Origin of the sequence: Candidatus Lernaella stagnicola, assembly GCA_030765525.1 — a bacterium.
Lineage (GTDB): Bacteria > Lernaellota > Lernaellaia > Lernaellales > Lernaellaceae > Lernaella > Lernaella stagnicola.
Genome location: JAVCCK010000010.1, coordinates 329,191 through 341,894, shown reverse-complemented (window position 1 = coordinate 341,894; position 12,704 = coordinate 329,191). Strand labels below are relative to the sequence as shown.

Sequence of the window (12,704 nt, the reverse complement as noted above, 5' to 3'; positions counted from 1 at the left end):
TTTGGCGGAGGTCGCCCTGTCGATCGAGGATCGCCCGCTCAGCGTCCACGGCATTAACACGCGATGGTTTCTCGTCCCCGCAATTGCGCTCTTGATCGCGATGGATATCCTGCTTCTCACGCCACGGCTTTTTCCGAACCTTGCCGAAATAAACTGGGACGAATCGTTTTACATTTCCAACGGCCGTGCCCTTGCCGAACTCGAGTGGGTCGCACCGGCAGAGAATCCGCTCACCGGCTTCTTATACGTCGCGCCGTACGCCGGATTGAAACAAGACGTTTTCTGGCTGCTCAAAGCGGCCACCGTCGGCCGTTTCGTGATGCTGTTTTTGCTTTGGGGAGGCTGCCTGCTTTTCGCCGCCCATTACCGCAAAACAATTTCGCCCCTCGTCTTTCCCGTGTTGTTCGTGGCGTTGGCGCCTTCGGCCGTGCTTCTCAACAACTCCAGCGACGGCCTCTTTGCCGCTTTTGCCGCTCTTGCGCTGGTGTTCGTTCTTGACGCCGCGCGCACCGGGCGATGGAAAGCGGTCGCGGCGGCCTCGGTGTTGGTGTCTTTGGCCGCGTTGTCCCGCAACGACGGGCTCGTCTTGTTTGTGTTGTTTTTCGCGATGTCGTTGTGGATTGGTTTCCGCCGCAAAAAACTTCTTGGATTCGTCGTCGCCTCGCTCGTGCCCTTTTTGTTGATTGTCGGTCAGTATCTTGCCTGCTACGGCGTGGTGACGGGCGATTTCCATTGGCATTTGAAGGAACGCGCCTATTTGGCGTTTACGCAGGGCGAGGGTTTCGTTTTCGCCGACGAGGTTGGGGCCGATTTCGTGCCCGTAGCCGGTATGCGCGCGTCCGAATCGCTTTACGGATCACCGGCCGCGAACGATCACTCCATCATGAAAGCGATTTCCCACAATCCGCGGGCCTTCCTTCGGCGGCTCGGCCGCACAATCGCCACGCTGCCCGCCAAAATTTCGGACGCTTACGGCTCGGAGAAAGCGCCGTTGCTCATTTTGCTCGCGTTGATTGGGGCGTGGTCGTTGGTCCAAGGCGGCCGGCGTACCGAATTGTATTTGCTGGCGCTGTGGCCGGCCTATTTGCTGGCGTACTTCATTACTTTCTTCCGAGCCGAATACCTCGCTTTTTCGTTTTCGTCGCTGCTGGCGTTGGCCGCCGTCGGCCTGCAAACCTGCTTGAGCGGAAAAGCGAGTCGCCGGATGCTGCAGGGCTTCTTGGTGATCGTGCTCGCGATTTGCCTGGGAGCATTGATCGCCGGGAGCATGGCGCTGCTCTTGTTGACGAGCGGCTTTTTCGCCTCCGTGCTCGCGGCGGGCCTCTTGGTGACCAGAGGGTACGCGCGCGCGGCGGCGTTGGTTTTCCTGCCTCTTTTCGTGGCGGCGGTACTCATTCCCGGCATTCATGTGAAATGCCGTGCGCTGGGGGGATCACCCGACGAAGCGTCCATGGCGTTTCTGCGGGCGCATTTCGGCGCGAACCAAGCGATCGCGGCTTTCTCACCGACCGTGGTTGTGGGTGCGCTGCAGAGCTACCGGGATATGTCGAGCCTGCAAACCGACGAGGGTTGGAACGCCGAAAGCCTGCGGAATTGGCTGGCGAAGTACGGCGTCGACGCTGTTTACGTCGATGGCGAATTGATGAAATTCAAGCCGCGCTTGTGGCGCAGCATCGAGAAGGGGGAGGGCGCTTTCCTTACCAAGGCCTTCGTTGCCGATGGCGGGATTCACCGCGTGTTTGTCGTTGATCTCGACGAGTGAATAAACGGGAAGGCTCGCTTAACGGGCCGGAAACGCCAAACGCTTCACCCAAATATTCATGTCCTCGAATTGGCCGAAAATGTCGCAGTTGTTGATCAGGCGGCCCGAAAACTCGTATCCGAGGCGGTAGAACACACTGTTCATACCCACACTCATCGCCCTTGCGAGGGTATAGGCGGTTTGCACGCCTTGCTGCCGCAGATCGTCCTCCAAATTCAGGAGGATATGTTTCATCAAGCCCTTTCCTTGCATGGCCGGATCAGTGGCGCAATCGGTCATCTCGGCGTTGCCGTGCTTGCCGCTGATATCCGCGCTGGCCGCGGCAGCAGCCGCGCCGTTCTTTAACGCCAGGCAATAGATGGACTTACGATCCATGGTGGCCTTGATGTAATCCGGATTGGTTAGCGGAGATGGATAGGTTTCAAACACGCTGCGGTAAATTTGAACCAAAGCCGGGATGTGCTCGAGTTTGGCGCGGGTGATTACCACGTCCGAATCAAGGGGTGGGAGCTCGCGTTTGGGCCGCTCGCCGTAGATCAGGTTTTCAATTAATTCGGCTTCTTTGACCAGCGCGTCGCTGCTTGCTCGTTCCAGCGACGAAAAGCGTGACAGTACGTAAGCGTCTTCGCCGTGGAAATAGTAACGCAGGACGCCTTCCATCATGTAGCCGTGCGATAGGAAGATTTGGAAATCTTTCAGCCGAGCCTTGATGAACACCTTGTCAAAGCTGTTTGCCTCGGCCAGATGGGCCATGCGTTTGATCATCCCCGAATAATCCTCGGCTTCGTAGTCGAGGACCTTCAAACGCCGGTTGTAGTAATCGAAAAAGACGCGCAGCGAATAGCCGTCTCCTTCGATCTCGAAATCGAGTCCGTAGACGGTGCCGACTACCGTGGTTCTCACGCCTTTGTCCAGCGTGAATTGGACCATTCCCATTTGCTTGTCCGTCGGTTCTAGGCCACCCCATTCATCGGATATCGCACTGCCGTTTTCGTCGTCGGCGACAACCGACGGCGTGGTTAACGCCGCCTTGTCGCTCTCTAACTCGGTTTTACTCGCACTCATTTGTTTTGCTCCTTTGGATATTTAATATTTGAGGGGCCTCTGCATCATGCCGGCCGCTCGGGGTGCGCGCCTCAAATGCTTGGCGGTCGGCCGCTGTCATCGACGCGATCTCGGATTCGATGGAGACGATAAACAGGCGACGCATTCTGGCGGGCATGATGTCCAGCATTTCCAGAACGACTTTCGCGCCGGCCAAGTTCACGCGACGCACCGAGACCAAATAATGTACCAGGGTCAATCGCTCCACATCTCGCTTCGAATAAAGGCGCCGATTGCCCTCCGAACGGGCCGGAAGCACAAGCCCATTCGTTTCGTAAACCCTCAATTTCTTTTGCGAAACACCGATAATATCGGCAACCGTACCAATCGGAAACAACCCCTTTTCGGGATCAGAAATCCGCATGTTTTACCCCCAAAACGGATACATTAATTTCCTACGCAGTGGTAATTTTCTTGCCTAATTTTAGGGAAAAGCAACGGGTTTGGCAAGGCTGGTCGGAATCGGCGGTCTTGGTTAGCCGTCTTAGTTCGTCACAGATGGCGCTCGACGCCGGGCTTGCAGAGCCACGACGAGCAGATACGTCACCCCGGCCAGCACGATAATCGTCGCTCCGGCCGGCAGGTCCGGCCCGTAACTTACCGCCAACCCGCCCGTGGTCAACGCCATGCTCGTGACCGTGGCCAGCGCCATGGTCTGGGCCAGGGTTCGCGTAAAGGCCCCGGCGATTGCCACGGGTAACGTCAGCAAGGCGATCACCAGGATAATGCCGACAACCGACACGAGCAGCACGACGGTCACCGCGGTGAGGCACAGCAGCAGCAGGTAGAAGAAATCGACCGGTACCCCGCGCAACCGGGCGAACTCGCGATCGAAAATGATGGCGATGAAGTGGTTGTAAAACCCCAGGCCCACCGCGACGACCAAGACATCCAGCGCGGCGATCAGCCACAGTTCCCGCGGCGAAACCATCAGGATGTTGCCGAACAAGTAGCTCATCAGATCCTGATCGTATCCGGGCGTGCGGGCGATGAACAAAATGCCCACCGCCATACCCAAGGCCCACAGCGCGCCGATGGCCGTGTCCTCGCGCTGCTTGGCCCGCAGACTAATCACGCCGATGATCAACGCCGCCAGCAGCCCGGCGATCAACGCGCCCAAGTAGGGATGAAACCATTCCCAGCCGTGTACTTTTTGCAGGTAGCGCGCCACGCCCAGCCCGCCGAGCACCGAGTGCGCGATGCCCCCGGCCAGGTAGGTGATCCGCCGCGTCACCACGTACGTGCCCACAATGCCGCACGCCACGCTGGCCAGCAGCCCGGTCAATAAGGCGTACTGCAAAAACGGATACTGGGCGACATCGGCCAGAAAAGTCATTGGCAACAGCCTTCTTCGTCGTCACCGGTCGATGAATCGATGTGATCGTGGCGGACGATACGCTGGCGCGCCCCCATCAGGCTGCCGATCATCTCGGGCGGCAACTCGCCGGTCGGGTGGACGACAACGTTCCGGTTGACGCAGATCGCGCTGCGCACGTACTCGGAAACAAACGACAGGTCATGCGACACCACCACGACGGTGAGCCGCTCGTTGAGCCGCTTGAGCATCTCGTAAAAGCTTTGCTCGACTCCCGGATCCAGATTCGCCGTGGGCTCGTCCAACAGCAGCAGACGCGGCTTGGCCACCAAGGCCCGGGCAATCAGCACCCGCCGCCGCTGCCCGCCGGACAAGTTCGCGAAAGAGCGATCCGCCAACTCGGCCAACTTCACATCCCGCAGCGCGTCGATGGCCGCCGCCCGGTTCGCCGCCGTGTATCGCCCAAACCATCGATGCTGGCTCAAGCACCCGGTCATCACGACATCGCGCACCGTGATCGGAAACGCCGGGTCCAAATCCACGGACTGGGGCATGTAACCGATTGCCTGCCGCGCCGCCCCCGGCTCTTGCCCAAGCACGCGAATGACGCCCTGTTGCGGTTGCAGCAACCCCAGCAGAAGCTTGAGCAGGGTGGTCTTCCCCCCGCCGTTGGGCCCCACGACGCCGGCGAAATCGCCTTCATGGACCGCCAAATGCGCACCGGTGAAGACGGCATCATCGTTGTAGGCGAAATGCAGGTTTTCCACGACGATGGCGGGTGTGGTCGTCACGGTCGCTCCGAATCTCCCAGCGCTTCTTCGATTCGCCGGGCCATGGCCTCCAGGTTCGTCAGGTAGTCCTCCGCCAGCGGGTCCATGGGCACGACCGCCCCGTCGATAGATTGCGCGATCGTGTGCACGGCGCTGGAGGCGAATTGCGGTTGGACGAAGACAATACGGATGTTTTCCGCCCGGGCCCAGTCCACCCAACGAGCGATTTGCCGCGGCCCCGGACTCTTGCCGCTCGCTTCCACCGCGATCTGCACCAAGCCGTAGGAGTCGCCGAAATATCCGTAGGAGGGGTGAAACACCATGAATGAGCGTCCGCGGAACGGGGCCAGCACGCGGCCGATACGGGCGTCCACTTCGTCCAAATCGCGCTCGAACGCCGCCAGGTTGGCGCGAAACGTCGCCGCCGCCGCCGGGCGCAATTCACTGAGACTTTCGGCGATGGTGCGAGCCTGAACTTTCACGCGTTTCGGGTCCAGCCAAATATGCGGATCCATCCCGGCGTGGTCGTGGCCGTCATCGTGGCCGTGATCCTCCTCCATCGCCAGCAACTTCACGCCGCGGCGCGTGTCGACGATCCGCAGGTTGGGGCACACCGTCGGGATCTTCGTCATCAAGCGGTTTTCGAAAGGGACGCCGATACGAAAGAGCACCGCCGCCCGCGAGAGCCTCGCCATCTGTGCCGGAGTCGGGTCATAAGTGGCCGGCGACCGGCCGGGCCCAACCAACACCGCGACGCTGACTTCTTCGCCGCCGACGCGTTCCACGAAATACTTTTGCGGCACGATGCTGACAAACACCTCGAGCGGCGCAGCCGCGGCATTCGCGACCCCAAGGCACAGCAAAAGCGCCATAACACTCCATATCGCCGCTTTTTGGGTCATTTTGCCCCCTAATTGATACCATCCTATCAATATTGATACGCCCCAAATATTGCAACCGAATTCACATCCGTCAAGCTTGCCGCCGCTAAATCACCCAACGAACGGCCCTCGAAAGCGATCCGCACGTTTTTTGTTTGACCGAACCGGCTTCGCTGGGTATACATGCGGCAGGGTTCCCGCACTATGCAACAACCGGCCGTATCCATCATCGTTCCGTTCTACAACGCCGAGGGCACCCTCGGCCGTTGCCTCGACAGTATTAAGCGCTGTGATTCCGAGAATCTGGAGATCATCGCCGTCGATGACGGCAGCACCGACGACTCGGCCCGGCTGGCCCGGGAACGCGATGTCACGCTCCTGACCATGGAACGCCAGTCCGGCGCCGCCGCCGCCCGCAATCACGCCGTGACCGCCGCTGCGGGCGATATCCTTGTGTTCATCGATGCCGATGTCCTTGTGCCGCCCGGGTTGATCGCGGCGATGATGGATCGCTTCGCCTACGATTCCGAGCTGGACGCCATATTTGGGGCGTATACGATTTTTCCCGAAGCGGACAATTTTGCCTCCGTATACAAGAATTTAGTCCATCATTTCACACACTTGACCAGCAAACGGGAGGCGATCACGTTTTGGTGTGGTTGCGGGGCTGTGCGCCGCGAGGCCTTCCAGCAAATCGGCGGATTCGACCAAAGTTACACCGCCGCCAGCGTGGAAGATATCGAACTCGGCTACCGGTTGCACAAAAACGGCGCAACCATTCGCCTCGACCCCTCCCTTCGCGTCTGCCACGCCAAAAAATACAGCCTGTCGAGCCTGATTCGCTCCGACCTGTTCGACCGCGCCATACCCTGGACCAAGCTGATGGCGCGCGAAAACATCTTCAACCTCGACCTCAACCTCAAGATCGGCAATGTTGTCTCAGGTATCTTGATCGCCCTGTTTTTGCCCGTGGCCCTCACGACCTTGTGGGTGCTGCCGGTCACGCTGTCCGCTCCCTTTGTTCTGGTGGTTTTGGTCGTCTACGTGATGCTTAACGTCCGCATCTGGTGGTACGTGTTTCGCGTCAAAGGTCTTGTTTTTTCAGCGTTGTTTCTTATTATGATCAGCATCACGTACTTCTACAGCGTGATGGGCTTCGGCCTTGGATTGTGGATGTATTTATCCGAAAAGCGTAAGCATCCGGCCGCCGCGGGCGACTAAGAAAGACCATGAGCAACACACCCGAATTGATGGAAGAAGGAATCGTACTCGACTTGCAGGGCCCCTTGGCTACCGTCGAGGTCCGGCAAGGCGGCTGCGCGGCCTCGTGCGGCGCCGGTTGCATATGCGCCGCCGACGCCCAGCAAAAAGTCATCATCGTCCAAGCCATCAACCGCGCCTCAGCTCAGGCCGGACAACGCGTGCGCCTGGCCATGCACCCCAACCGCGTATTGGGATTAGCCGCGCTGGCCTACCTCTTTCCCCTCGTCCTACTTTTCGCCGGCGCACTTGCGGGCCCGACGCTTTTCGCCGCGCTCGGCTTTTCTCTCGCCGTGGACCCGGCCCGCGCCATCACCGCAATCGTCGGCCTCGTCCTCGGTTTCGTGTTCCTCAAACTGATCTTTTCCCGCGTCAAACCCGACGGCAGCTTCACCCCCATCATCATCGAAACACTTTAAAGACCGAGTGCGCCCGGCGACGGTGCTGCATCAGCGACCGGCGTCTTCGCCGCCTCTGCGAGCCTCACACAAAACCGTGGGGGCGACTTTAGTCGCGATCGGACAAGGTACGGTGCTAAAACCGATTGCGTCTGACGACGTCGTTGCCACATCGACCGGCGTCCTCGCCGCCTCGGCGAGCCTCACACAAAACCGTAGGAGCGGGCGCCCGTGCCCGGCCCCCCAGGCTGAGCCTTGACCCAAAACCGCGTGCAGCCGGCGCACCTCCTTATTTTTTCGGCGTTTATGGTGTATGAAGGCCTTTGAACCTGCGTCTTTACCGGGGTGTCCAGACAAACGAGGCAAGATTTGACGATAGGCGCTGATGAAATGCTGCTAGATGACGACAAAGCCCTCGTTCAACGCTTCGTTGAGCAAGGAGAAGAGTTCGCTTTCGAAGTTCTCGTCAAGAAATACCAACGCATGGTGTACTTCTTGGCGCTGAAGATGGTCGGGAACCACCAGGACGCCGACGAGGTGGCCCAGAAAACCTTCCTGTCGGCTTACAAAAACCTGGGCAAGTTCGAGGGACGCTCGAGCTTGAAGACCTGGATCTTTCGCATTGCGATGAATTATTCCAAAAACCTCATCCGCGACCGGGCGCGCCGGCAGGGTGAAGAAATCACCGAACGCTCCGCGATAACCTACAGCAGCGTCGAGGAAGACATCGAGACGCATCAGCGGCGGTTGATCGTTCGGCGCGCGATGGAAAAGCTGCCGCCGCGGCAGCGCGAGGTTTTGCAGATGCGGGCCTTCGGCGACATGAGTTTCGCCGAAATCGCCCAGGCCGTCGGCATTTCGATTTCGGCGGCGAAAGTAAACTATCACTACGCGGTCAAGGCGTTGAAGACGATCTTGTCCGACTTTGGAGAAAGCACCGCATGACGTGCGAGAAGCGAACCGAATTGCTCATCGACTGGCTCGAAGGCGAACTGTCGCCTGAAGAAGCCGAAGCCGTTGAACTGTTGGTGGCCCAAGACCCCGACTGCGCGCGCGAAGTCGAAGAAATTCGCCGCGCCTTGGAGGCCGTCGCCCACCCGGCCGAAGAACCGGGCGAGACCTATTTCGCCTCGTTCTACCCGCGCCTGAGGCAGAACTTGGCCACCGTGAGGATCCCCTGGTTCCGGCGTTTCTGGAATTGGTTCTGGGCGCCCGGTGTTTGGGTGCGTGCCGGGGCCGCAGCCGCGATTGTCATGGTGGCCGTGGTGTCCACGCTCGTCTTTACCGGCCAACTGCCCAACGGCGACAGCTACGGCGAGCCCACCTTTGTGGCCAAAAAGGGCGTGGCAATCACCAAGCGCAACGCCGGGGATATTTTCGACGTGGCCAACGTCAATCCGGAACTGCGCAAAGCCGTAGCGACGCTCAAAAGCGACGAACTGGACGACCTGCGCCTCGCCGTCACCGAAATGATGGTCGACCCCCTGCTAGATGACGCCGAGATCACGCTGCCGGGCGCCCTGCCGGCCTCGCCGTCGGCTGCTGATTATGAAATCACCGACTTGCATCCCGACGAAATCGTCGAAGTCGCCGACCAACTTTCCATAAGCGTCAAAAACTGGAAGATCTAAGGAGGCATTCATGCGCCGCTTGTTGATCGTCGCTTCACTGTTCGCCCTGTTGATCCTGCCGGCGCTCGCCGCGGCGCAGGACGAGAATCCGCTAGGCGACGTACACAGCCGCGCCGAGGCCATGAAGCGGCTGGAAATGGTGCGGCTTTACAAGCTGGTTGAAGTGCTCGAACTCAACTCCGAAGAGTCGGCGCGCCTTTTTCCCATCATCCAGAAATACGACGCTCGCTTCCGCACCGTGATCGAAAAGGTCGAAAAAACCTACGTTGAGCTGCATAAGGAACTCATCAGCGAAAAGCCCAACGAAGCCAAACTCAAGAAACACGTGCAGACTATCTTTGCCCACGAACGTGAAATCATGGATATTCGTGACGAGCAGTACCGCGAACTCAACAAAGAACTCGGCGCCGAACGCAGCGCGAAATTCATGCTTTTCGAAAAGAAATTCCAGCGCGAAATGCAGCGTGTCATGGACGACGTGCGCGGCAAACGACGCCACCACATGCGGCAACAGCGGCGGCAGAACGACAAATAGCCTCTCTCCGATATCACGCGCCCGTTCACTGAGGGCCTGTCCCGGCGTTTCTCGTATTCCGGCATTTTTCACTATTTTTATGGGAACCGAAAAAAACCCTTGCGTGTCGTTAGTGGAGGGCGATATAATCGCGCTACAAAACATAGACACACGAAAGGAAACACGCCATGGTCATTAGTTTTACCGAGTTTCAAGCGGACTCGCAGGGAAGTCGATTCGCCGACGTGATGGCCGACACTCGCGTTGATTTGCGGGAGGTTATCGAATTCTTGGCCCGGCCCGACCGCGTACGGCGTATGGCTGAGGCGGAGCTCGATCATGACCGGCCCGCCTTGGCGGGCGTGATTCGGGAGTTGGAAGCGCAGCCGCAGGTTGGGGCGTTTCTGGCCGGGGTCGACGCTCACGAAACCCGCCGGTTTCGCCAAGCGGTCGGCGTTGCGGTGCGGATCATCATGGAAAAAATCGGGTGGTCCAAAACCGGTCGCAAGGGGTCGCTGGGCAAACGGGAGCGGGTGACGGTGCCGACGTCTCAGCCTGGGGCGTACCGCAATTACCAAGGTGTCTCAACTTGGTTCACGCGCGCCGAGCGCTACGTGCTGCCGGAGAGTGCGGATTTCGCCGCGGCCCGGCAGGAAACGTACGAGGCCATCGACCGCGCGGGAGAATGAATCACCGGCCGGGCGGCGCTCCTAGAAGCGTCGCCCGCTGATTTCCGGCGCTTGTCCGATCCAAATCGCGGCGTACTCGGTGTACGCAAGGTAGATCTGATCAGCAATCAACACAGCTAGGTTCTTCGCCGAGAAGGGGAAAAGATCAACGTGTTCCCAGGAGCCGGTCGCGTTGGTGGCGTAGGTTGTGACATCCATGTACGTGTACAGGAAGTGGGCATTGCCCGCAGCGTCTAGAGCGAACGTAACACCGGTGTTCGTTTCGTTTTCCATGACGCTTTCAGATACCCAACTGCCGCTGCGATTGGTTGCGTACACCAGTTGCAGGCGCGAGGGATTATCGGCCATGTCCCAGTAGGCCAGGTGTGCCGCGCCGTTGCTGTCCAAGGCAAGATCCGTTGTCGCGCCCTCGACGTCCCAGTCGACGACTTGGAAGCTCCAACTATCGTCGTCGCGCACCGCGTAGATCATACGTTCGTTTTGGCCGTCAGGATTGTAATGCACCATCAGGTGCGGGTGGTCGTCGTTATCCACCGCGATGGCCAATCCGCCGCTGACGCCCACCGTTTCCCAAACGAGTTCGGTCGCCCATCCGTCTTCGGTTTGCACCAGGTAGTACAAATCGTCGGGTTGGCCCCCGTTGCGGCAGGCGACGTGAACCCGTCCCGTGGAATCTACGGCCAAATCAGAGACATTGCAGCGATTCGGCGGTTCGAGCGCCTCGTTGACCCACGAGCCCGACACGTTCGTCAGATACTCCAGCCCGTCGCCGCCCGGTTGATAATGCGTGACGTGCAAGAAGCCGCCGGCATCGGCGACGAGATGTATGGATTCGCTCCACGTCGTGTCGTCATATGCCGTTTCGGAAACCCACTCTTCATCAACCTGCGTGATGTGAAACACCTCGTAATCGTCGTTATTGAAGCCGACGAAATGGATCGAGTTGTCCGGCGCAACGGTAGCCGCGACACGATTGATCAGATCCCCCTCCTGTACGGATTCGTGAGTCCATTCCGCGCCGTCCCACACCGTCAGCGTCAGATCGATGGGCCTTTCTTCCATGGCCGCCACATAGAGGTTATGCGCCTCATCCTGCCGAACCGTCATGTCTGAATCGTAACCAAAGGGTGAATGCGGCCCCTCTACCCACGTGCCGTCCGGCTGGCGACGCACGAAGTAGAACGCCGTTTTATTCGTTCCCTTCCAGGGTGGCAGGGTTGCTTCCACACCGAGCAGCATCGGTTGACCGTTCGCCGCCAACCCAATGCCCGCGCTCTTCATGGTCGTGTCCGGCGGGCCGTAGGTGAAGGCGATTTCTTTCCGCCACGCTTTGTCCTCCGGCGTCAGATACGCCAGGCGGGCGGGCTCCTGCATCCCGATTGCCACGTGCGGCACTCCCGCATCGTCAACGGCTAGACCCGCTGTTGTGGCGCTTTCGTCCACTGTCTCGACAGACCAACCGCACGCGTCCCGAAATGCGTAGTACGCCTCGCGGTACGTGCGGAAAACAGCGTGGACGTCCGTGCCGCTGGTTTGCATGTGAATTTCGTTGATATCGACGTCACTCGCGACGGTTTCCATCGTCCACGCGGCCCCGTCATAAGCGGCGTATCTCAATGTCCAACCCGCCGCTAACGAAAACAGAATGCGCGGACGGTCGTTCTCATCGATCGCCAGCCCGATGCGGCCGGCCCAGTCGCCCTGGTCGAAACGCTGAAGCACGGTCCACGCGCCATCGGCATAGGTCGCGTAACCGGCGGCGAAGTCACGCGGGTCGACGAAGGCCATGTGCAAAACGCCCGCCGAGTCGACCGCCAATGATGGATTCGAGGCGTAATCCAGCATCGAGTGCAGTTCGCTGACGCCGTCCGCCTGGCGCCACACACACACCGAATGTGCTTCGTTCATCGCCACAAAGATACCCCCGTCCGATGCGATCGCTAAGGAAGGTATCCCATACGCGTAGCCATGATACGTAACATTTTGAAAGTTCGCAGTAATGTCATCGTCGTCATTGTTATCGTTGTCGTTATTATCGTCGTCATTGTTGTCGTCGTTGTCGTTGTTATCGTCATCGTCGTCGTTATCATCGTCATTGTCGTCATCATCGTCATCATCATCATTGTCGTCATCATCGTCATCGCCGCCGGTATCGTCGTCGTTGTCGTCGTCATCATCGTCGTCAGGCGGACAGCCGGTGGCGATCACCAGCAGTATTGCGAGACACATTAAAAGAGCGAGGAACAGGAAACCGGCTGTTGTGAAGACGGATGTTTTCAACATGTGATACCTCTTTGGGGGCGGAGATTGGGCTATTGTGCGGTAATCGAGACGAAACCACCCACCTACCATTTATGCAATTTGCATACCGGATTATATG

General features: G+C 59.0%; 13 protein-coding genes. 7 read left to right on the top strand and 6 right to left on the bottom strand.

Translation table 11 applies throughout. The annotated features are described in order from the left end of the window. Position 1 precedes the first annotated feature (1 nt). Positions 2-1,762, top strand: a complete 1,761-nt coding sequence (locus tag P9L99_05805; GenBank protein MDP8222857.1) for a hypothetical protein — start codon at positions 2-4, stop codon at positions 1,760-1,762. A gap of 18 nt (positions 1,763-1,780) precedes the next feature. Here the strand turns inward: P9L99_05805 and ablB are convergent, their stop codons facing one another. The 5 genes from ablB to P9L99_05780 all read right to left on the bottom strand — a co-directional run bounded on the left by ablB (position 1,781) and on the right by P9L99_05780 (position 5,853). Further along, positions 1,781-2,827, bottom strand: a complete 1,047-nt coding sequence (gene ablB, locus P9L99_05800) for a putative beta-lysine N-acetyltransferase (GenBank protein MDP8222856.1) — start codon at positions 2,825-2,827, stop codon at positions 1,781-1,783. Further along, the gene (locus tag P9L99_05795; GenBank protein ID MDP8222855.1) at positions 2,814-3,230 is read right to left on the bottom strand and encodes a MerR family transcriptional regulator; all 417 of its coding nucleotides are present in this window, start codon (positions 3,228-3,230) and stop codon (positions 2,814-2,816) included. The genes ablB and P9L99_05795 overlap by 14 nt, the downstream gene beginning before the upstream one ends. A gap of 120 nt (positions 3,231-3,350) precedes the next feature. Continuing rightward, positions 3,351-4,202, bottom strand: coding sequence for a metal ABC transporter permease (locus tag P9L99_05790; GenBank protein MDP8222854.1), 852 nt, complete (start codon positions 4,200-4,202; stop codon positions 3,351-3,353). Next, the gene (locus P9L99_05785) at positions 4,199-4,972 is read right to left on the bottom strand and encodes a metal ABC transporter ATP-binding protein (GenBank protein ID MDP8222853.1); all 774 of its coding nucleotides are present in this window, start codon (positions 4,970-4,972) and stop codon (positions 4,199-4,201) included. Before P9L99_05785 ends, P9L99_05790 begins: the two co-directional genes overlap by 4 nt. Then, positions 4,969-5,853, bottom strand: coding sequence for a zinc ABC transporter substrate-binding protein (locus tag P9L99_05780; protein ID MDP8222852.1), 885 nt, complete (start codon positions 5,851-5,853; stop codon positions 4,969-4,971). Before P9L99_05780 ends, P9L99_05785 begins: the two co-directional genes overlap by 4 nt. Before the next feature lie 183 nt (positions 5,854-6,036). Here P9L99_05780 and P9L99_05775 point away from each other — a divergent pair, with 183 nt between their 5' ends. The 6 genes from P9L99_05775 to P9L99_05750 all read left to right on the top strand — a co-directional run bounded on the left by P9L99_05775 (position 6,037) and on the right by P9L99_05750 (position 10,324). Continuing rightward, positions 6,037-7,053 (top strand): glycosyltransferase family 2 protein, encoded by a 1,017-nt coding sequence (locus P9L99_05775; protein ID MDP8222851.1) that lies wholly within the window; start codon positions 6,037-6,039, stop codon positions 7,051-7,053. An 8-nt stretch (positions 7,054-7,061) separates the two neighbouring features. Then, positions 7,062-7,511: a SoxR reducing system RseC family protein gene (locus tag P9L99_05770; GenBank protein ID MDP8222850.1), complete on the top strand. Its 450-nt coding sequence runs from the start codon at positions 7,062-7,064 to the stop codon at positions 7,509-7,511. A gap of 348 nt (positions 7,512-7,859) precedes the next feature. Further along, complete coding sequence (locus P9L99_05765) at positions 7,860-8,435, top strand: sigma-70 family RNA polymerase sigma factor (GenBank protein MDP8222849.1); 576 nt, start codon at positions 7,860-7,862, stop codon at positions 8,433-8,435. Beyond that, positions 8,432-9,121, top strand: coding sequence for a hypothetical protein (locus tag P9L99_05760; GenBank protein MDP8222848.1), 690 nt, complete (start codon positions 8,432-8,434; stop codon positions 9,119-9,121). The genes P9L99_05765 and P9L99_05760 overlap by 4 nt, the downstream gene beginning before the upstream one ends. A 10-nt stretch (positions 9,122-9,131) precedes the next feature. After that, positions 9,132-9,656 (top strand): hypothetical protein, encoded by a 525-nt coding sequence (locus tag P9L99_05755; protein MDP8222847.1) that lies wholly within the window; start codon positions 9,132-9,134, stop codon positions 9,654-9,656. Between the two features lie 167 nt (positions 9,657-9,823). Further along, the gene (locus P9L99_05750) at positions 9,824-10,324 is read left to right on the top strand and encodes a hypothetical protein (GenBank protein MDP8222846.1); all 501 of its coding nucleotides are present in this window, start codon (positions 9,824-9,826) and stop codon (positions 10,322-10,324) included. 21 nt (positions 10,325-10,345) lie between these two features. Here P9L99_05750 and P9L99_05745 read toward each other — a convergent pair whose 3' ends face one another. Continuing rightward, a complete protein-coding gene (locus P9L99_05745) occupies positions 10,346-12,607 on the bottom strand; it encodes a hypothetical protein (protein MDP8222845.1) in 2,262 nt (753 codons plus the stop codon). Positions 12,608-12,704 lie beyond the last annotated feature (97 nt).

Bases quoted from the DNA above. Each gene is read 5' to 3' on its own strand.
- ablB (MDP8222856.1), bottom strand. From the start codon at position 2,827: ATGAGTGCGAGTAAAACCGAGTTAGAGAGCGACAAGGCGGCGTTAACC.
- P9L99_05795 (MDP8222855.1), bottom strand. From the start codon at position 3,230: ATGCGGATTTCTGATCCCGAAAAGGGGTTGTTTCCGATTGGTACGGTT.
- P9L99_05790 (MDP8222854.1), bottom strand. From the start codon at position 4,202: ATGACTTTTCTGGCCGATGTCGCCCAGTATCCGTTTTTGCAGTACGCC.
- P9L99_05780 (MDP8222852.1), bottom strand. From the start codon at position 5,853: ATGACCCAAAAAGCGGCGATATGGAGTGTTATGGCGCTTTTGCTGTGC.
- P9L99_05775 (MDP8222851.1), top strand. From the start codon at position 6,037: ATGCAACAACCGGCCGTATCCATCATCGTTCCGTTCTACAACGCCGAG.
- P9L99_05770 (MDP8222850.1), top strand. From the start codon at position 7,062: ATGAGCAACACACCCGAATTGATGGAAGAAGGAATCGTACTCGACTTG.
- P9L99_05760 (MDP8222848.1), top strand. From the start codon at position 8,432: ATGACGTGCGAGAAGCGAACCGAATTGCTCATCGACTGGCTCGAAGGC.
- P9L99_05755 (MDP8222847.1), top strand. From the start codon at position 9,132: ATGCGCCGCTTGTTGATCGTCGCTTCACTGTTCGCCCTGTTGATCCTG.
- P9L99_05750 (MDP8222846.1), top strand. From the start codon at position 9,824: ATGGTCATTAGTTTTACCGAGTTTCAAGCGGACTCGCAGGGAAGTCGA.
- P9L99_05745 (MDP8222845.1), bottom strand. From the start codon at position 12,607: ATGTTGAAAACATCCGTCTTCACAACAGCCGGTTTCCTGTTCCTCGCT.